The sequence below is a fragment of the Rhizobium grahamii CCGE 502 genome (assembly GCF_000298315.2).
Lineage (GTDB): Bacteria > Pseudomonadota > Alphaproteobacteria > Rhizobiales > Rhizobiaceae > Rhizobium > Rhizobium grahamii.
In genome coordinates this window covers 278,176-297,076 of record NZ_AEYE02000015.1, presented here as the reverse complement: position 1 = coordinate 297,076, position 18,901 = coordinate 278,176, and the positions used below count along the sequence as shown (strand labels likewise).

The following is an 18,901-nucleotide window of genomic DNA, read 5'->3' as shown; positions in this document are numbered from 1 at the left end:
CTAAAATGACGCATACACCCGACATTACGCGACCGCCCAAAGAGCTGATCGACGCATTGAAGGACATCGGCGCCGCGACGGTTGCCGGCACACTTGGCCACATGGGCTTCCGCAATCCGCACATGCTCGGTCCCGTGTCGCAGAACCGCGGGAAATCGATCGTCGGGCCGGCCCTGACGCTTCAATTCTTGCCGCAGCGACCGGACCTCTTCAGCGAGGGAGAATATGCCGATCCGGAGACGCAGTTGCACCGCCACGTGCTCTATCACGCGCAAGAGGGCGATGTGGTCGTGGTCGACGCCCGCGGCGACATGAGCTCGGGCGTCTTCGGCGACATGATGTCGACGTATTTCAAAGGCAGAGGCGGCGCCGGCATCGTGATCGATGGGTGCATGCGCGATCGACCCAATGTCGAGAAGCTGGGTCTCTCCCTATGGCTGCGCGGCTGGACGCCCAACTATCATGTGCAGACCAGCATCTATCCCAATGCCGTCAACGTCCCGATTGCCTGTGGTGGTGTCACGGTAATCCCCGGAGACATCATCGTCGCAGACGACGACGGGGTGGTCGTGCTTCCAGTCGCAATGGCCGCCAAGGTGATCGAAGAATCGCAAAAGCATCACGATTGGGAGGAGTTCTCGCGAATGAAGCTTATGGAGGGTGGGTCGTTGCAGCGCTACTATCCACTGCATGACGATGCCCGCGGAGAGTACGAGGAGTGGCGCAAAACGAACCGCTTCGAGAACTGAAGCTAGCCTATTGATTGCGGTAGGGCCCAACACCTTCCGGGGTATAACCGATCTACAGGAAAAGTCGAATTTCGCCGCGGCGCATCCGCTTTTTGATCCCGCGGCCGCGATCCAGTCGCCATCGGATGTTCTGGATCGCCTGCAGCCTTACGAGCCCTCGTCAGGAATGTTTAGGATTTCGCCGCAGGCCTTGCAATGAACGGCGTCCGCGTCATGTCGCAGCAATCCACATCGGTGGCAGGCATATGTGACCTTATGGGGTCGGACCACCGCCTGGGCCAGTCGGACGAACAGCGAGATGCCAACGATCATCGTTACGACGGATGTGAGCTTTCCAACAGTGCCGGGCAGCGTGATATCTCCGAAGCCCGTCGTCGTGACGGTCGCGACCGTGAAATAAAGCGCATCGACGAACCCTTCTCCCCCAACTTTGTCGTAGAAGAACGAGGTATAGACGAAGCCGGTGATAAGGAAGAGGAATACCAGGAAATTGATGATCGCTCTCACAACATCGAGAAGATGGACGTAACCAGCCCTGCTGAGAGCTTCTTTGATCAGCGGACTTCGACCGATCGCCCAAAGTCGAAGGACTCTGAGGAACGCGAAGTTAAACAGTAAATCCGGGAAGGCGAGGGTTGCCAGGACGATCACGTCAATCCACGTCATTGGGCGAAGGATCCATTGGCGAATGGACGGCGCCGTAATCGCGCGGGCGATCATTTCCACGGCGATCCAAACGGCAATAGAGTAATCGATAATGAGATAAGAGGGGCCTGAGCGGAGGTATGGCCCCAAGATGAAGAAGGCGAGGATAGCGATATCGACAAGAGCAAACGCGGCCTGTAGCAAAAATGCTTGCCGGCCGTCGGCTCGTTCGATCCGGCGCAGACCCTGCCTCAAATCCTTTCGGTGCGTGCCGTCCCCGACGTCAAAGATGCCCATAGTCGAAACCTAGGCTCCTAGCCGCTGCCATCAAGCCTCGGTATTTGAGATTGCGGACGATCCGGGCGTCTGCTTTCGGTTCGAAGCGGTCATCCGGCCGTTAGAGCACAGAGAGGACTGACTGCGAGATCAATCGTCCCGCTAGGGGCGAACATTCGGAAGCAATCGACTTCCAAATATGCGTCTGCGTTACCTTCACTCGACGGCGGTCGTCGTTTGCTCAAACGACAAACTCTGCTTCTCCTGATAGGCCAGCATCGGGACCTGATCTGACGGCATCAATGAACGCTCGCAAGGCAGGCGCCATCTGCCGCTGCTGCGGGTAGCAAACAAACCAACCCGGGAACGGTGCGGACCAAGCTTCGAGGCAGCTGACTAGCCGCCCTTGCGCAATATAATCCGCTACCGTGTCCTCGACCGCAAATCCTATTCCGACCCCTTGAAGAGCAGCATTCAACGCCGTCTCCTTGTCGTTCAAGATGAGCGGACCGTTGACGGCGACGCCGAACCACGCGTCGTTTTCGAAGAATTCCCAGGCATAGGGTGACTGATGTCCAGGCCAGCGCCACCGTACGCATCGGTGGTGGACAAGATCACGTGGATGCTCGGGGCGACCGTGCTGGCTGAAATAGTCGGGTGTCGCGACAGCCAGTTGCCGCAATTCGGGCCCCAGACGGACGGCGACCATATCTCGTTCGATGACCTCGCCGATCCTCACCGCGACATCATAGCCGCCAGCCACAATGTCAACCGTCTCATCATCGATCGTGATGTCCAGCACGACGTCGGGATAGCGTTCGGCAAAGCTCTTGAGGATTGGTTGGATATGCTTCTGTGCGGCCGAGCGGAACGCGTGCACGCGGACAGTGCCCGCCGGCCGCTCGCCAGCAATCCTTGTCTGTGCGAGGGCGTCCCCCAGTTCGAACGCCGCCGGTCGCACCCGTCGGAAGAGGTTCTCGCCAAACTCTGTCAATGACACGTTGCGCGTCGTTCGGTGAAGGAGGCGCATTCCGACCCGCTCCTCGAAGCTGCGGATCATCTGGCTGAGTGCCGACGGTGATACGCCGAGCACCTCTGCGGCACGGCTGAAGCTCAAGTATTCGGCAACGGCGATGAAGGCGCGCATCTGGTTGTAGTCGTTCCCCGCCGGGAGCCTGTCCGCCAACATGTCTTGCATTGTTAAGTCCACCTAACAAGGACATTTACTTTTTTGCGGATTATACAGCGTCGGACGGTGTGGCAAGCTCCTTCTTACCGAAAGCGAAGGAGTATTTCATGACCACTTGGTTCATTACCGGCATTTCACGCGGGCTTGGAAAAGCGATGGCCGACGCCGCGCTGGCAAGGGGCGATACTGTCATTGGCACGGTCCGGGGGACCGATCGGCCGGTAGAAGACGGTTCGGGTCGTTTGCACGTTCTTTCAGCCGACCTGAGCGATGGTGAGACCGCGGAGACTGTCACCCGCCAGGCGTTTGAGATCGCGGATCAGATTGATATCGTCGTCAATAACGCCGGTTACGGCCTGCTCGGTGCGCTCGAGATGGCCGCCAACGAGGACGTCGCGAGACTTTTTGCCGTCGACGTCTTCGCCCCGTTTCGCATCATCAAGGCCTCCCTGCCGTATTTGAGAGCGCAAGGACGTGGTCACATCATCAATGTAACGTCCGTCGCAGGCCGCGCGCCCGGTGTCGGAACCGCGATGTACTCCGCCGCCAAGGCAGCCCTTGAGGGCATGTCCGCAGGTCTTGCCTCGGAGGTCAAGCCTTTTGGCATTAAAGTCACCGCGGTCGCTCCGGGTGCCTTCCGAACGGATTTCCTGTCGGCCCACTCAATCCGCAAGAGCGACGCCGCCGGTGAAGCCTACGCTGAAACAATCGGGAAAAGTTCGGCGGCCTTTGACGCTGCCGATGGCCGGCAGGCCGGCGATCCGGTCTTGGCCGCGGAGGCGATCCTGGAACTTGTGAACTCTGACAACCCTCCTCTTCATCTCCTGCTGGGAAGCGATGCTCTGCGTCGCGCACGAAGCAAAATCGATCAGGTCGCCGAGGAGATCGACGCATGGGAGGCGATCACACGGGGCACTGATTTCGTAGAGGCATAAAGAGGCGGATTGTTTGCGAGCGTCGGATTTCATCAGGTTGCTCCCCGCCTCAGCGGCGTCCGACTGCAAGTTGGCCGCACAAGTGCTCAAGTGGTGGGCGAGGAAGGCCGCGACGTCGCTCGCGTCGCGGTCCGTCAGCGGCTTTGGCATTGCGCCTTAACGGGTGGAGAGCGGCGGGGGAGGTGGCGGCGCGGTTGTGCCCGGACCGAGCGAGCGCTGTACCATAACACTGTCTGCCCAGCGGCCATAACGATATGCGACCCCCGGCAGCAGACCGACACGAACGAAATTGAACCGTTCGTGCAGGGCGAGTGAAGCATTGTTGTCGGCGTCTATGTAGCCAATCATCTGGCGGAAGCCGGCGGCGGCGCAAGCGTCGATCAGGCCGCGCATCAGTAGACGACCGATGCCTTGGCCGAGATGCTCGTGGTGAACATAGATCGAATGTTTGACGGTGTAACGGTAGGCAGGTCGCTTGCGAAACAGGACGACGTAGGCATACCCCACAACCGTGCCGTCTTTGATCGCGACAAGATGCGGAAAGCGGCGGCTCTTCAAGTTCTTGCGCCGCTCGCGCAAATCGTCCGGCTGAGGTGTGTCGCCTTCGTCGACACCTTCCTCGATGCCACGCCGGATGTGGCGACGATAGATTGCCAGCATGGCGTCCACGTCGCCGTCCCGTGACGGGCGAATTGCGATTGCTGCATCCTGCGGCATGAGGGATCCGAAAATTCCCGTCGCTATTCCGCGACGACGTAGGTGTGTAGTCGTACGAGGCCCGACGCGTCCGTTTCACGGTAGACGCCCTGGATCTCGACGTCAAAGCCGGGGAAGGTGTTGAAGCAGACCTCGAACATTTTGAGATAGTCGATCATCGGTTGTGCCCGCTCTGTCAGCCGCTCGCCCGGCACCACGGTTGCGATACCTGGCGGATAGACGACGAATGGCGTCGTCGCGATGCGCCCAGCGATCGCGTCGATCGGCAGGTAGTCTACATCGTTACGAACTAGGCAGCGCGCAGCGTCGTGAGGTGAGAGCGCGATATCGGGCAGGTGCATGGCAGAAAACTGCTTGGCCTGGAGCGCGCTGACATTGGCGTCACGGAAAAACCGATGCATATCACCGCACAGGTCGCGCAACCGTACTCCAGCGTAGCGGCCGGGCCGGCGGCGATAGAATTCTGGGATGACGTCTTCGAGTGCCGCGTTGTCGTCATGCAGCTTCTTGAAGGCGACCAGACCGCTGATCAGCGTGCCCGCCTTGCTTGCCTCGACGCCGGGTGTGAGCAGAAACAGCAGGGAGTTCAGGTCGTTCTTCTCGGCGACGATCCGGTTCTCGCGGAGATATTGCGCGACGATCGGTGCCGGAATGCCATGCTCGGCATATTCGCCGGTCACTCGGTCGAATCCGGGGGTGAGCAGCGTCAGTTTGTTGGGGTCGGTCATCGCAAAGCCTGCCGCCATGTCGGAAAATCCGTGCCATGCGCTGCCAGGGGTGAGATGCCAGAAAGCCGGATTGGTGGCGAGTTGATCGGTGGCGATGCTCTCCCACGGCACGTCGTGGACGGCGCCGGGGCTTGAAACGTCGGGGATCGCCACCCGATCTGGCACGAAGGGTTCGAAGAACCACCGGCGTTCCGGTCGAAGCTCCTTCTCCTCGAACTCCCGGCGCACAGCCCGTATCTTCTTACGCAGTTCAATGCCGAGGCGGATCGTGTCGTCCCAAAGCACTTCGCCCGACCGACCCTTCATCATCTGAGCGCCGACATCCAGGGAGGCGAAGAGCGGGTAGAAGGGCGAGGTCGAAGCGTGCTGCATGAAACTCTCATTGAAGCGCCGGTGTTCTACCCGGCGCTTTTGGCCCGTGATGTGCCGATCCTTGATGTGGATCTGCGAAGCCTGCGAAAAGCTCGCGAGCTGCTTGTGGGTGGATTGCGTGGCGATGATACCCGGCGCTTCGGGCCCCAGTTCGGCAAGACCCATGGCAAACCGACCGGCATAAAGCGGATGGAACTTCATGAAGCCCGCCCAGGCCTCGTCGAACAGGATGTAGTCGCACAGATGCCCGATGGCCTTCAGGATCATCTCAGCGTTGTGGATCGTGCCGTCATAGGTGCACTGCTCCACAACAGCCACTCGAAACGGGCGCGGTTTCTGCCAGGCCTCGGGATCCTTGACGAGTGGATGGGTGCGGATGCGCTCCCGCAGTGCCTTCTCGCTCAAGGCGGCAAAATTCATAGGTCCAATCAAACCGTGGGCGTTTCGCGCTGTTGGCACGTAGATCGGTATGCCGCCGGAGATCATCAGCGCGCCGTGATGCGCGGCCTTGTGATTGTTGCGGTCGAATAGCACCAGATCGCCATCTGTGACGAGGGCGGAGAGTGCGACCTTGTTGGAGGTCGAGGTGCCGTTGAGGACAAAATAGGTCTTCTCCGCACCGAAGATCTTGGCCGCTTCCTTCTGCGCCGCAAGTGCTGGGCCCTCATGGGTCAAGAGATCGCCGAGGTCGAGAACCGAATTGTCGAGGTCGTCGCGGAATACTGCTTCGCCCAGATGCTCCATAAAAACTCGGCCGACTGGGCTGCGGCTGTAAAAGACACCGCCATTGTGACCGGGACAGGTCCACAGTTGGTTACCTTCCTCGGCGTAGTCCACCAGAGCCCCGAAGAACGGTGTCTTCATCGTCTCGGCATATTGCTTAAGTCTGCTGATGAGGTTCTTTGCGATAAAGGCGGGGGTTTCCTCGGATAAGAAGACATAGCCGTCGATAAAATCGAGCACTTCCACCGGCACATCCTCGAAGCGCTTGCGACGGATCAAGAGGACGATGGGGAATTCGAGGCCGCGGCGTCGCATCAGATTGATGAGGGAGGCGGTCTTTCCCTCCATCCCCTTCTTGCCCCAATCGACCATCATGCAGCCGATGGCCGCATCGGTCTGAACGGCCACTTCGGCGTCTTCGAGATTGCGCGCGCGCACCACCTCAAAACCCGAGCGTTCAATCTCCTCGACGATCTGGTTGTAGCGTGCCCCTTCCAGATCCTCGCTGTCGAAAGCTGGTGTCGCGAACAAAAAAGTGAAGCGCCTGAAGTAATCCATCTGAGCCTCCGCCACCTACACGAAGCGAGTTGTTCGTCTGTTTCATGACGATGTTGTGACAGCGTCCTGCTTGTAGGTGATTTTTTGCCGGAGGGGCAACCGTTGCGATTTCGCAGTGCCAGTCGAACCAGCTTCGGCCGACACCTATGTCGGCTAGGAAATGGTCCTCATGGTCCAGAAGCTTACGAGGTCCTGGCTTACATGTCGTTTGGCTTGATCCGTGCTGCCCAGCGCGGAATTGCGATCCGACTTCTCGCCTGATTTATGAAGTCCTTGAGTGACCCCCCTTCGCTCACGGACTGCGGAACTATTTGGAGCAAGTTGCGTTGTATATCGTTTCGATGGGGGACTTCATGGTTACGGAGGCTTGCTCGGTTCTCGATGTCCAGGAACAGCGCGCCGCTTGGAAGGGTTTTGATGAAAGCGAGGCGCACTACCGTCGGATTTTCGATGGTGCCCATGTCGCATTGTGGGATCAGGACTTCTCTCGCTTGGTAGCACGATTGGAAGAGCTTCGCGCGGACGGGGTTGATGACATACGTGGCTACTTTCAAATGCATCCCGAAGCGACTGCGGATGCGGTCAAGCTGGTTCACGTGCGAGACGTCAACGTCTACGCCATGGAGCTATTCGAGGCTCACGACAAAGTCGAGCTTACCGGTGATCTGGGCGCAACTTTCCTCCCGGAAACGTCGGAAGTTTTCCTCGACGAGATCGTCGCCCTCTGGGAGGGCCGCAAGCGCTTTGAGAGCGAGGCTCAGGTCCGTACGCTCAAAGGGCAGCATCTCGAGATCCTCCTGACGATCGCCTGGGAGGGCAAAAACTGCGAGCATTCACTTGTCAGCATTCTCGATATTTCTCGGCAAAAGGCGGTACAGCGACGCTTTCAAACGCTCAACAACGTAGCGCACATCGTGTCGAGCGACCTCGAACTGGAACGAGTTGTCCAGGCAGTGACTGACAACGCAACGAGCCTCTCGGGTGCCGAATTCGGCGCCTTCTTCTACAATCTCAATGACGCAAAAGGCGAACGATTGACGCTTTACACGCTCTCAGGGGCGCCGCGCGAAGCGTTCGAGAGGTTCGGAGTGCCGCGGAATACGAGCGTCTTTGAGCCTACCTTCCGCGGGGAGGGTATCGTTCGCTCTGACGACATCAGGAAGGATGCGCGTTACGGGCACAACGAGCCGCATCACGGCATGCCCAAGGGACACCTGCCAGTCGTCAGTTATTTGGCGGTTCCGGTGGTATCACGCAGTAGCGAAGTCCTTGGCGGTCTTTTTTTCGGCCATAGTCGGCCGGGTGTCTTTACCAAGGAAACTGAGGAGATAGTGGCTGGGATCGCTGCACATGCTGCTATGGCAATTGATAACGCCCGCCTTCTGCGCACCGTTCAAAATGAACTTGAGCATCGCCAACAGGCGGAACTCGCGGCTCGGCGGCTGGCTTCTATCGTGGAGTCTTCGCAAGATGCAATCATAAGTAAGGGTCTCGACGGCGTCATTACGAGTTGGAATCAAGGAGCCGAACGACTGTTTGGTTACACGGCGGCGGAGATTGTCGGAAGACCGGTTACAACGTTGTTCCCCGACGAGCTGCTTGCTGAAGAGGCGGATATCATCGACCGCATCCGAAGCGGCCAGCGGATCGAGCACTATGAAACGGTCCGCATACACAAAGACGGAACACCTATCGACATCTCGCTCACCATCTCTCCTCTCAAGGACGCGGAAGGTCGGATCATCGGCGCGTCGAAGATTGCCCGCGACATCTCCGATCGGAAACGGGCCGAGGAAGCTTTGGCGCAGCGAACGGCGGAGCAGGCGGTGCTCCATCGCATGACGGACCGCCTGTATCACGGGTCAGAGCTGCAGCTTGCCTTTGATGCTGCGCTCGATGCAATCACTAGCGCATTGGGATGCGCTCGAGCGTCGATCTTGCTTTTCGATGACCAAAAGGTGATGCGCTTCGTCGCGTGGCGGGGCTTGTCACAGACATACAGGCACGCTGTCGACGGCCATTCCCCGTGGACGGCAGAAACAACCGATGCGACGCCGATGTATGTGTCGACCCTCGACGAGGCCGATCTAACAGCGGAGTTGCGAGCGACTATTGAGGCGGAGAAGATTGGGGCGCTCGCATTCATCCCCTTGTTCGGTGAGGGGAGGGTGACTGGGAAATTCATGGCCTACTACGATCAACCGCATACGTTCAGCACGGAGGAGGAAACTGTCGCCGTAGCGATCGCTCGGCAACTCGGCTTCGCCATACAGAGGGTTCGTTCCGAGCAAAGCCGCCTACGTGCGGAAGCAGGACTGCGGGAGAGTGAGCAGCGACTGCAGTTGGCCCTTGAGGCTGGAGGTATGGGCGCTTGGGAATGGGACCTCACTTCTGGCAAGATCATCTGGTCGCCTGGATTGGAGTTGATCCATGGACGTCAGCCTGGTTCTTTCGACGGGTCGTTCTCTGATTTCAAGCGAGACATCCATCCGGACGATATCGCCGAGGTCGAGTCCGCTATCCAAACCGCGGCGGCGAAACGAGAGCCCTATCACGCCATTTACAGAGCGCTGCTTCCGGATGGGGAGCAACGTTGGCTTGAAGCCTTTGGTCGTTGCTTCGAGGAAAGCAACGGCGCGCTGAAGAAACTTAGTGGCATTTGCATGGACATTACTGCGCGAAAGCAGGCCGAAGAGCAGCGAGAGATACTCGTTGCCGAGCTTAGCCATCGTGTAAAGAATACGCTCGCTACAGTCACTGCTATTGCGCGGCAGTCTTTCTCCTCCAGTGCAAGGGAGGACTGCCGTTCCTTCGAGGCCCGGATCAGGGCACTTGCGCAGACACATGGAAGACTTGCTGAGACAGAGTGGTCCGGCGTGTCGTTGCGGACCATTCTGGATGACGAGCTATCACCCTTTCGGCGTGAGGACGGCCAAAACATACGTATGGCTGGTCCACTCGTTTCCCTACCGCCAAAGCCCGCTCTGGCACTTGGCCTCGCATTCCACGAGCTAGCCACCAATGCGGCGAAGTATGGCTCGTTCAGTGACGCGAATGGTTATGTTTCGGTCGACTGGGAACTGCACGACGACGGGTTGCGGATCCAGTGGACTGAGCATGGTGGACCTTTGGTCGATCCACCGACGCGGTCCGGATTTGGCCGACTACTGTTAGAAAAGATTCTTGCCGCTGATCTGAACGGAAAAGTGGACATCGACTACGATAAGCAAGGAGTTCGGTGTTCATTGTCGCTGCCGGTTCGCGATCGTCGCCAAAGCCGCCGGCGAGCAGTGGGTTAAGGTGCATTGTGCCGAAGTCTAGCGATACACCACGGCGAATTCTCCTAGTCGAAGACGAGGCGATCCTCGCCCTGATGCTCGAGCAGGATGTGGTGGAGGCCGGCTACGTGGCCGTTGGCCCGTTCCGAGATCTCGAGACTGCTTTTCGTGCAGCCATCGATGAACCGTGCGACGCCGCGATCCTCGACATCAATTTGGATGGTGAAAGGTCGTATCCTGTTGCCGAGGAACTGGCAAAACGGGGCATCCCTTTCCTGTTTCTCAGCGGATATGGGGCCGAGAGCATGCCCGAGAAGTTCCGAGGTTGCTTGCGTCTTGCAAAACCCTACGACCCCGTAGATATCGTGCGGATGTTAGACCGAATTGCTTAGCGCCCCCAATTGTCGATCGAATTTGCTTAGCGCTGCTGCTTTCGGGCCGTCAGAATGATCCGAAGAGATTTCCGATCGTGATCACGGCGACAAGGGCGACAAGCGCACTTGCGATAGCCGCCATGGCGAGATCGACATAACCGTCCTTATGCGAAACGCCGCAGACCGCCAGGAGCGTTACCACCGCACCATTATGCGGGAGACTGTCCAATGTTCCTGCGCCGATAACCGCAACACGGTGCATGAGTTCGGGATTGAGACCGGTCTGATGTGCGATCTGCATGTAGGTCGGCCCCAGCGCATCGAGCGCGATCGTCAAGCCGCCTGATGCCGAACCGGTCAGTGCTGCCAGGATGTTCGTGGCAACAGCCAGCGAGACCAGCGGGCCGCCTTCGATACCGAGGACCCAGTTTTTCACCTGCTCGAACGCGGGAAGTGCGGCAACGACTGCCCCAAATCCAACCAGGCTGGCCACGCTCAGCATCGGCAAAACCGCGGCAGTGGCGCCGGCATCCATAAGCGAACGAAGGCCCGCCAGTTTGCGAGAGTTGAAGAGAAGCAGGGTCACGATGCCTGCCGAGAGCGCCACGATCACAGACCAGACCCCAGCGACGGTCGAAAGCGAGGTAGCGCCCCAGCCTGGTTCGGCAAGGAAGCTCGCGTCGACATGCGGCAATATCGCGAACGACATCACCAGATTGGTCATGACGACGACCAGCAGCGGCAAAGCCGCGATCATAGACCGAGGTCGAGCCAGAGTATGACCGCCGCGCTCGATTTCGCCAGGATCAAAATCATGCGCGACCGCCCCGCGTTCGCGCAAGGTATCATCGCCAGCAACGGCGTCTGCGGCGCTGCCGCCGGCATAAAGATAAGTTTCGCCTGCCCGCTTGGCCTTCCGTCTCGGGGCGGCGAATGGGTTGGTGCCGAAGAATGGCATCGGGATCGCGTTCTGGATTGCCGGCGTGCCCGGCATGGCTGACATCGTGAACGTCGATGTGCCAAGAGCAATTGCCGCCGGCATCAATCGGTGCGGAACGTCGGCGGCCCTGAAAAGAGCATGCCCCATGGGCGCAAGGACGAAAAAGGCCACAAACAGGCTGACGCCACCATAGGTGACGAAGGCTCCGGCAAGCACCACGGCGAGTATCGCTCGCTCCGCGCCGAGCCTTTCGGTCATCGTCGCGGCGATCGCCTCAACGGAGCCGCTGGCTTCCATCAGCTTGCCGAAAAGTGCACCCAGCAGAAAGATCGGAAAAAACTGGGCCACGAAGTCGGCGGCATTGCGCATGAAGGTCTGTGTCCAATTGGCAAGCAAGGGCTCGCCAGCGAGCAGTGCAGCCAGCATCGCGCAAAACGGCGCCAGGAGAAGGATACTCCAACCGCGATACGCGAGCGCGACCAAGACACCAAGGGCAACCAGGACGCCAACGATATCCATGACGGTTCCTAGCGCCTATTGCAGAACCGTATCGAGCAGACTTTCAATATCGAAGGTCGCCCGCGTCCCAATATCTGCCCCATGCAGCGCTAGAAATTCGTGCGCGGTTGCTTGCCCTTCTTGCCGGAGCATGGATAGAAACTCCCATTCGCCATTCATCTTGGATGACGCGTTCAATTCCGCCATGCTCGGCGGCGTGGCTATACGGTGGAGGCGGACACTCGACCATTCCTTTGCCCAGGCAATCTCATCCGGTGCAACGCCGCTCTCCGAAAGCATCCGCTGAAGTATGGCCATCGCTCGCAGTTCCTTCTTCAGGCTGGAGTTGAACGAGATTTCGTTGACGCGGTTCAGAATTTCACGCGCGGTTTTGGGAACGCCTGCGCGCTCGACCGGATTGACCTGAACAAGCAGGATATCCCGCGCGGCACTTTCGCGAACCACCGGCGTGAGAAGCGGATTGCCTGAAAAGCCGCCATCCCAATAAGGATCGCCGTCTATTTCGATCGCCTGATGCAACATCGGCAAGCACGCGGAGGCCAGCACGACATCGGCATTCAGTTCAGCGTTGCGAAAGACCCGTGGCAGACCCGTCCGCACGTTGGTGGCGTTGATGAACAGTTTGATGGGAGAGTGTTTCAGAAGCTCGAAATCAACGCTTTCTTCGAGGATATCCCGAAGCGGATTGATATTGCCCGGATTAATCTCATAGGGCGAAAACAGCCGACTCATGAGGTCGAAGAAAAGATAGGCCGGGGAATTGTCGAGTGACCAGTTGCCGGTCAGGACGTCAAGTGCGGTGCGTTGAAATGGGCTGAAGCGCGCAACCTCGCCGACGCGGCTCCAGAACGCCTCCAGCGCCAGTTTTGCACCCGTCTCTCCGTCCACTGCAAAGCCATGGGCAAGGACGACAGCATTCATCGCCCCTGCGGATGTGCCGGTGATGCTTGAAATGATTAGTCCGGGCTCGTCGATAATCCGCTCGATGACCCCCCAGGTGAACGCGCCGTGCGCTCCACCACCCTGCAGGGCGAGATCGATAGCGATTGGCTCTTTGCCGGATCGCGCGGGGCGAGAGTTGCTGCGTGGTCTTGGCGGCATAGGGACCTTCCCATTTCAGCACCTCTACCCTATGGCGATTATTGCAGCGCAGCAATAGGCAATTCAAAGGGTTCTGCCGCGGAAAGTCAGATGCAAAGGTCAACGTCAGCGTTTTGCGTTGGCAACGCGATCGTTGTCGTTGATGGCCCGCCGACGGGATGGCCTCTGGCGCTGGCAGAGCCAATCAAAGTTCAATTCCGGCGCTGCGGCAGCGCGTCGCCAGAATTGTGAAATCAACGCGCGTCGTGGAAGATGATCCCAACGGTGTGACGCATGCCAGAGCGCACACGGCTGACACCATGGCGCAGGTTTACGCGGTAATTCCGCTTGGTGCCCTGGACCGGTCGATTGTGGACAGCGAAGGCGACAGCGTCGCCCTGGCGAAGCGGTACGACCTCGACGCGGCTCTGCATGCGCGGCCGCTGTTCGGTCAGTGCAAATTCGCCGCCGGTGAAGTCACGGCCCGGCTCTGAGAGCAGGATCGCCACCTGAATCGGGAACGCGAGGTCACCGTAAAGATCCTGGTGAAGGCAGTTGAAGTCGCCTGGGACGTACTGCAGCAAAAGCGGTGTCGGGCGCGTCTGCCCGGCGTCGTGGCATTGCTGCAGGAATGCGGGGTGCTCGCTGGGGAAGCGCTGCTCCAGTCCCATCCGCTCGTTCCATGCGTTGGCGACAACGGCAAGGTGGGGATACAGCGCCGTGCGGATGCCGCCGATGAGATCGGGCAGCGGATATTTGAAATAGCGATACTCACCCTTCCCGAAGCCGTGCCGCGCCATGATGACATGGCTGCGGAAGTGGCTTTCGTCGGGATAGAAAGACGCAACAGTGCTGCATTCCTCGGGCGTGAGAAGCCCGGGAAGAACGGCGCAACCGAAGCCGTCGAGTTCGCCGGCAAGCGCTTTCCAGTCGTAGGCGACAATTCGTGCTTCCGCGGATGCATCCGTTGAGGCCGGTACCATGTCGATCGCGTTGTTGTTCATGCCTTGGCTTCCTTCTCGAGGAGGGCACGCTTGCGCTCGATGCCCCAGCGATAGCCGGCAAGCGCGCCAGTGCCGCGCACGACGCGATGACAGGGAACGGCCAGCGCGAGCGGATTGGCGGCGCATGCGCTGCCGACGGCACGGGCGTTGGCGAGCGGGCTGAGCCAACTCGCCAGTTCCCGGTAGCTGACCTTCCTGCCGACCGGGATGGTCTTCAGCGTTTCCCAGACGCGGCGCTGGAACGGGGTGCCTCTCAAGTCGAGCTTCAGATGGAGCCCGCCGGAAGGCTTTTCTATATATTGCAGGACTTTTGCGACATCGTCCTTCACGGCATCCTCACTTGCAACGAGTGTCGATTGTGGGAAACGGATGGCGAGATCGACCGTCAGCTCCTCCGCTTTGTCGCCGAGCAAGGTCGCGCAAACACGGCTGGCGCTGCGTGCGACCAACACCTTGCCGAAGTCGCAAGCGGCGACTGCATAGGATAGGACATCGGTGGGGGGCGAGGCGGGCTTCAGCTGCAGCTTTGTCCGCGGCGTGTGCGTTTCGACGATGAGGTTCACTGCCGTTACTCCTTGCTTTGATCGGATGATCGAACCTACCGCCGGGGCCGCATCGCCAAACTCCGATCCTTGCTTTCAAATCGAAGTTTCGCCCGGGAAAACACGGAAAAGGTCAGGCGCTCGCAGCGGGCCCGCACTTGATGACGGTCATGCGCTCGATCAGCGCTTCGTCGTCCATGGTGGCGGCGATGTCGCGGGTGGGGATCAGGCCGCGTCCAGCGCTTCCCGGTCGAGCAGTGCGCGTTTGCGATCAACGCCCCAGGCATAACCGGAAATCGCCCCGTCGTTGCGCACCACGCGATGGCAGGGAATGGCGACCGCGATATTGTTTGCAGCGCAGGCACCGGCGACCGCCCGGCTGGCGCTCGGCGCGCCGATACGGCGGGCGATTTCCGAATAGGATATGCGCTCGCTGACCGGAACCTCCTGCAAGGCTTGCCATACTCGGCGTTGAAACGCCGTGCCGCGAACGTCGAGCGGCAGATCGAGGCCGATGCCGGGGTTTTCGACGAAGCCGCAGACCTTGGCGACCAGCGCCTCGTAGTCGCGGTCCATGCCGATCAGGCGCGCCTTCGGGAAACGATCCTGAAGATCGCGAAGCAGCGCATCCGGGTCGTCGCCGAGCAGGATCGAGGCCACGCCCTTCGTGCTGGACGCCACGAGGATCGCGCCGAGATAGGATTGGCCGACTGCAAACTTGATGTCCTCGTTGGTACCGCCGTCACGATACTGGGTCGGCTTCATGCCAAGCATGCCGTTCGATTTCTCATAGAAGCGGCCACTGGAGTTGAAGCCGGCATCGTACATTGCTTCGGTGACGCTCGTACCGGTCTCGAGGCCTTCACGCACTTTTTTGGCGCGCTGGCCAACGGCATAGGCCTTCGGGGTCAGCCCCGTCGATGCCTTGAACATGCGATGGAAATAGCTCGGACTACGATCGACAGCAGCTGCGAGATCCTCCAGCGAGGGCTCTTCCTCGCTGTCCTCGATGATCCGGCAGGCCTTCGCGACGAGCGCGGCCTTCTCGCGTTCGAGTGTAGGACCGTCGGGATTGCAGCGCCGGCAGGCCCGGAAGCCGGTCGCGCGGGCGCTTTCGATCGTCTCGTGCAGGGTGACATTCTTCGGGTTCGCCGTGCGCGACGGGCACGAGGGCCGACAATAGACGCCGGTCGTCGAAACCGAGTACCAGAGCTGACCGTCGGCGGACTTGTCGCGAGTGACAATACGCGCCCAGCGAGGATCGTCCGCTACCAAAGGGTGCGACGTGCGAAGGGTTGGCGCGGGGCGGATGTTCATGTTCATGGTTTCTACCCGAATTCGTTCCAGATCGACCGTGCCTTGGATCCACAAGGGGCCACACTCCGATCCTTGCTCTCGAATGAAACAAAAACCACCCGGATCTTGCGCAGGTTGTCGACAGAGCGCCTGGTTCGCTTCGAGGCGAAAGCAGATGAGGCTCGCACAGGGGCTGTGCGAGCCTCGTGGGCAAGCGCTGCTAGGTTTCAGGCCTTATCGATCAGACCGAGCTGCATCATTGCAGTGAGGCCATCGTCGAGACCATTTTCCTCGACGATCATGCCATCGACGACCTTCAGCACGGTCTTGCCGGTGAAGCGCATCTTGCGGCCGGTTGCGGCCGGCAAGCCGCCGAGAAGGAAGTCATCAAAGGCCGGACCGGTGTGCGTGCCGCCGCCTTCCCACTGGCCGACGACATAGTCGCCCTCGGCGATCAGGTCGGCGGTGCCCCAGAAGTTGAGATCGGGGAACGCGGCTCGGAAGTCGGTCATGAACGCCTTGATGTTCTCGCGGCCGCGGCGCGGTTCATGCAGGGAATATTGCAGGAGCATGTCGGGTGCCGCGATCTCATCGATAACAGCAAGATTGACCTCCTTGCCCCAGAATTCGGTGAACCAGCGAACCACGACGGCCTTGTTGTCTTCTTCCTTGCTCATGGGAAGTCCTTTCTTCAAATCGTGCGACCATCGAAACCACTCGATGACCTGATGAAAGGGATATTTGAGCTTTCCGGCGACCAAACTCCGGTTCTTATCTTCGAATCGGAAACGGGTGTGCTGGGCGATCCCATCAAGGCGACAGGTGCGCCTGCCCAGTGAAGAGATGCAGATCCGCCGGACCTGCATCGCATTCGTTTCACTAGAATGAGTGATCAGCAGGCACCATCTGCGTTTCGACGGCGATGGTGATGATGTCACCGAGTTCGGGGATTGCGAAATCCAGTCCCCATTCGCTGCGGCGGATCCTGCCGGTTGCCGAGAAGCCGATCTTCGGGACACCCATCCTTGGGTGCTTGGCCATCGAGCCGTTGAAGGTGACGTCGAGCGTTGCCGGGTGTGTCTCGCCGCGAAAGGTGAGGAGGCCTTCGACCGTGCCGGTGTTCTCGCCGGTCACGTGGATCGTCTTGGAAACGAAAGTGATCGGCTTGGCTGCCAGGAAGGTCTCCCCTGTGCCGATTTCCGCGTCGAAGTCGACCTTCTCCGGCCAGGGATAGTCGGTGCGGACCGAGAGCGGATCGATGGCAACCGAGAGCGTGGAGGTTTCCGGCTGTTCCGGCTTCCAGTCGAGCCGCGCATCGACTTTGGTGAAACGCGCGGTGTAGTGCGACAGGCCGGAGTGGTCGAAGGACCAGCTGAGACTCGAATGCGAGGGGTCGGTCTTATAGGTCCCGGTCGGCGCCGGATCGGTGGCGGCGGCAAGGGCGAGCGTCGTGCTCAAACCAAGAGCAAGGGCGAATGTTGTTATGCGAAGCATGGATCTTTCCTCGGATGTGGGATGATACGGCGCATCGGCTCAAGCCGCCTTGTCGCGGCTGATGGCCTGGAGGCGCTCCCAGACGCAGCCGGGTTGTGGGATATCGAGATCGAATACGGTCTCGAACGTGTCGGAGAGATGCTCGGCGCTCGTGATACGCTGCTCGGTGAGGCTGGTTGCCGTCACATGGCTCAGACGGTCGTTCTGAAGCGCGACATAACCGTCGGCCGTGTGACGCAGGACCGCGAGTGCATTTGTGAAGGGGGAGGCTGGATCCTGCATCAGCCAGCCATGCGTTGCGACCATTGCGGACTCGTCGCTATGGTTCGCCTGGAAATCGAAGCTTTTCGCGATGCCGCGCACATGGTTGTTGAAGCGGAGCCAGCCGTCGTCCGTTGGCATGATCGAGAAGTCGAAGCCGCGCTGGCTGAATGGTCCTACGGCGAGTGGCACCGGCTCGATGATGGCGTCCGCCACGCCGACCTCGGCAAGATAGGGCCGATCGAGGTCGACACGCAGTGTCAGATGATTGCCGATGGCGATGTCGCCGAGCCTTTCCCGGTCGACGCCGCCGCACAGACGGGTCACGCGGAAGCCGAGTGCGGCAAGCGCGGCACCGAAGAGGCCGTTCATTTCGTAGCACCAGCCGCCGCGCCGCCCCTCGACCATCTTGGCGAAGGCCGCAGCCGGTGTGATTATTGAGGGCCATCCCATGAAGGCGTCGAGCGCCTCCCATGTAAAGCTCATGAGATGCGCGCGGTGCAGCTGCGATAGGCTGCGGATGTCGAGACGCGACGGCCGTCCAAGCCCGATCCGGGTCAGATAGACATCGAGCTGCGTGGCTGTCAGGGGCATAGCGTTTTCGTTCGAAGGCAGGTGTGTCATCCTTCGGTCTCCTTTCAATGGACCGTTGTTCAGGTCCGGTGTTTTGCTTGGTTTGGTTCAGGCGACCTCGCGGTCGTCCTCGGGCGGGAAGGCCAGACCGAAGTCCCTAGCGACCGAGGCGATCTGCTCGGGTGTTTCGGGTTTGCAGAGCTCGACGATCGGAAAGAAGCTTTCGAACCCGCCCGGTGTGACCACGCCCATGAGGCGGCCCTCCGTCTTCCCGACATTGCGAAAGCGGTGCGGCACGCCGCGCGGCAGTGCGATGCAGCCGCCTTCCGCAAGTTCGATGTAGTCGCCGCCGCACCAGAAGCCGAAGCGCCCGCTAAGGACGCGAAAGAACTCGTCCTCGCGCTCGTGTATATGCAGTGGCGAGCCTTCGCCGGCCTGCAAATAGGCCTCGTACATGCCGAGGGAACCGCCAGTATTGTCCGCCATCATGCGGATCACATGCTTACCGAACGCCATTGCTCGCGTTCCATGCCTCGGCGGCGAAACCGCCGCATAGGTAAACTTTTTCATCTTGCTCTCCAGGTTCGGAATGCATCGATTGTCGACGCTTTCACTGTTGCGGCAGGACGCAGAAATCCGAGCCGCGCT

General features: G+C 59.8%; 17 protein-coding genes. 4 read left to right on the top strand and 13 right to left on the bottom strand.

Annotated elements, in window-relative coordinates; all coding sequences use genetic code 11:
• The first annotated feature begins 5 nt into the window (after positions 1–5).
• Positions 6–749 (top strand): ribonuclease activity regulator RraA, encoded by a 744-nt coding sequence (locus RGCCGE502_RS15670; protein ID WP_016555148.1) that lies wholly within the window; start codon positions 6–8, stop codon positions 747–749.
• 147 nt (positions 750–896) lie between these two features.
• On the opposite strand, the gene RGCCGE502_RS15665 is transcribed toward RGCCGE502_RS15670, so the two are convergent.
• Positions 897–1,691 (bottom strand): potassium channel family protein, encoded by a 795-nt coding sequence (locus RGCCGE502_RS15665; RefSeq protein WP_016555147.1) that lies wholly within the window; start codon positions 1,689–1,691, stop codon positions 897–899.
• A 220-nt stretch (positions 1,692–1,911) separates the two neighbouring features.
• Positions 1,912–2,868: a LysR family transcriptional regulator gene (locus RGCCGE502_RS15660; protein WP_016555146.1), complete on the bottom strand. Its 957-nt coding sequence runs from the start codon at positions 2,866–2,868 to the stop codon at positions 1,912–1,914.
• Between the two features lie 98 nt (positions 2,869–2,966).
• On the opposite strand from RGCCGE502_RS15660, the gene RGCCGE502_RS15655 reads away from it, so the two are divergent.
• Positions 2,967–3,794, top strand: a complete 828-nt coding sequence (locus RGCCGE502_RS15655) for an SDR family NAD(P)-dependent oxidoreductase (RefSeq protein WP_016555145.1) — start codon at positions 2,967–2,969, stop codon at positions 3,792–3,794.
• A 156-nt stretch (positions 3,795–3,950) separates the two neighbouring features.
• Here the strand turns inward: RGCCGE502_RS15655 and RGCCGE502_RS15650 are convergent, their stop codons facing one another.
• Entirely contained in the window at positions 3,951–4,511 is a 561-nt protein-coding gene (locus RGCCGE502_RS15650; RefSeq protein ID WP_016555144.1) for a GNAT family N-acetyltransferase, read from the bottom strand.
• Positions 4,512–4,534: 23 nt separating this feature from the next.
• Positions 4,535–6,892 (bottom strand): Orn/Lys/Arg family decarboxylase, encoded by a 2,358-nt coding sequence (locus RGCCGE502_RS15645; RefSeq protein WP_016555143.1) that lies wholly within the window; start codon positions 6,890–6,892, stop codon positions 4,535–4,537.
• A 326-nt stretch (positions 6,893–7,218) separates the two neighbouring features.
• Between RGCCGE502_RS15645 and RGCCGE502_RS34510 the strand changes: the two genes are divergently transcribed.
• Together RGCCGE502_RS34510 and RGCCGE502_RS15635 are read left to right on the top strand one after the other, a co-directional pair.
• Positions 7,219–10,191: a PAS domain S-box protein gene (locus tag RGCCGE502_RS34510; RefSeq protein ID WP_141652337.1), complete on the top strand. Its 2,973-nt coding sequence runs from the start codon at positions 7,219–7,221 to the stop codon at positions 10,189–10,191.
• Positions 10,192–10,265: 74 nt separating this feature from the next.
• Positions 10,266–10,562 (top strand): response regulator, encoded by a 297-nt coding sequence (locus tag RGCCGE502_RS15635; protein WP_071224919.1) that lies wholly within the window; start codon positions 10,266–10,268, stop codon positions 10,560–10,562.
• Positions 10,563–10,611: 49 nt separating this feature from the next.
• Here the strand turns inward: RGCCGE502_RS15635 and RGCCGE502_RS15630 are convergent, their stop codons facing one another.
• The 9 genes from RGCCGE502_RS15630 to RGCCGE502_RS15590 all read right to left on the bottom strand — a co-directional run bounded on the left by RGCCGE502_RS15630 (position 10,612) and on the right by RGCCGE502_RS15590 (position 18,823).
• Positions 10,612–12,003, bottom strand: a complete 1,392-nt coding sequence (locus RGCCGE502_RS15630; protein ID WP_016555140.1) for a GntP family permease — start codon at positions 12,001–12,003, stop codon at positions 10,612–10,614.
• A 15-nt stretch (positions 12,004–12,018) separates the two neighbouring features.
• The gene (locus tag RGCCGE502_RS15625; RefSeq protein ID WP_016555139.1) at positions 12,019–13,104 is read right to left on the bottom strand and encodes a patatin-like phospholipase family protein; all 1,086 of its coding nucleotides are present in this window, start codon (positions 13,102–13,104) and stop codon (positions 12,019–12,021) included.
• Positions 13,105–13,337: 233 nt separating this feature from the next.
• Complete coding sequence (locus tag RGCCGE502_RS15620) at positions 13,338–14,087, bottom strand: 2OG-Fe(II) oxygenase (protein ID WP_016555138.1); 750 nt, start codon at positions 14,085–14,087, stop codon at positions 13,338–13,340.
• Positions 14,084–14,650 (bottom strand): methylated-DNA--[protein]-cysteine S-methyltransferase, encoded by a 567-nt coding sequence (locus tag RGCCGE502_RS15615; RefSeq protein ID WP_016555137.1) that lies wholly within the window; start codon positions 14,648–14,650, stop codon positions 14,084–14,086. The genes RGCCGE502_RS15620 and RGCCGE502_RS15615 overlap by 4 nt, the downstream gene beginning before the upstream one ends.
• Positions 14,651–14,854: 204 nt before the next feature.
• On the bottom strand, positions 14,855–15,952 hold the full coding sequence (ada, locus tag RGCCGE502_RS15610; protein WP_081647254.1) for a bifunctional DNA-binding transcriptional regulator/O6-methylguanine-DNA methyltransferase Ada: 1,098 nt from the start codon (positions 15,950–15,952) through the stop codon (positions 14,855–14,857).
• Between the two features lie 200 nt (positions 15,953–16,152).
• A complete protein-coding gene (locus RGCCGE502_RS15605) occupies positions 16,153–16,602 on the bottom strand; it encodes an ester cyclase (protein WP_016555135.1) in 450 nt (149 codons plus the stop codon).
• Between the two features lie 202 nt (positions 16,603–16,804).
• The gene (locus RGCCGE502_RS15600; RefSeq protein ID WP_016555134.1) at positions 16,805–17,419 is read right to left on the bottom strand and encodes a YceI family protein; all 615 of its coding nucleotides are present in this window, start codon (positions 17,417–17,419) and stop codon (positions 16,805–16,807) included.
• A gap of 39 nt (positions 17,420–17,458) precedes the next feature.
• Entirely contained in the window at positions 17,459–18,304 is an 846-nt protein-coding gene (locus tag RGCCGE502_RS15595; RefSeq protein ID WP_016555133.1) for an arylamine N-acetyltransferase family protein, read from the bottom strand.
• 57 nt (positions 18,305–18,361) lie between these two features.
• Positions 18,362–18,823 carry a cupin domain-containing protein gene (locus RGCCGE502_RS15590; protein WP_016555132.1) on the bottom strand — a complete coding sequence of 154 codons (462 nt, stop codon included), beginning with the start codon at positions 18,821–18,823 and terminating at the stop codon, positions 18,362–18,364.
• Between the last annotated feature and the right edge of the window lie 78 nt (positions 18,824–18,901).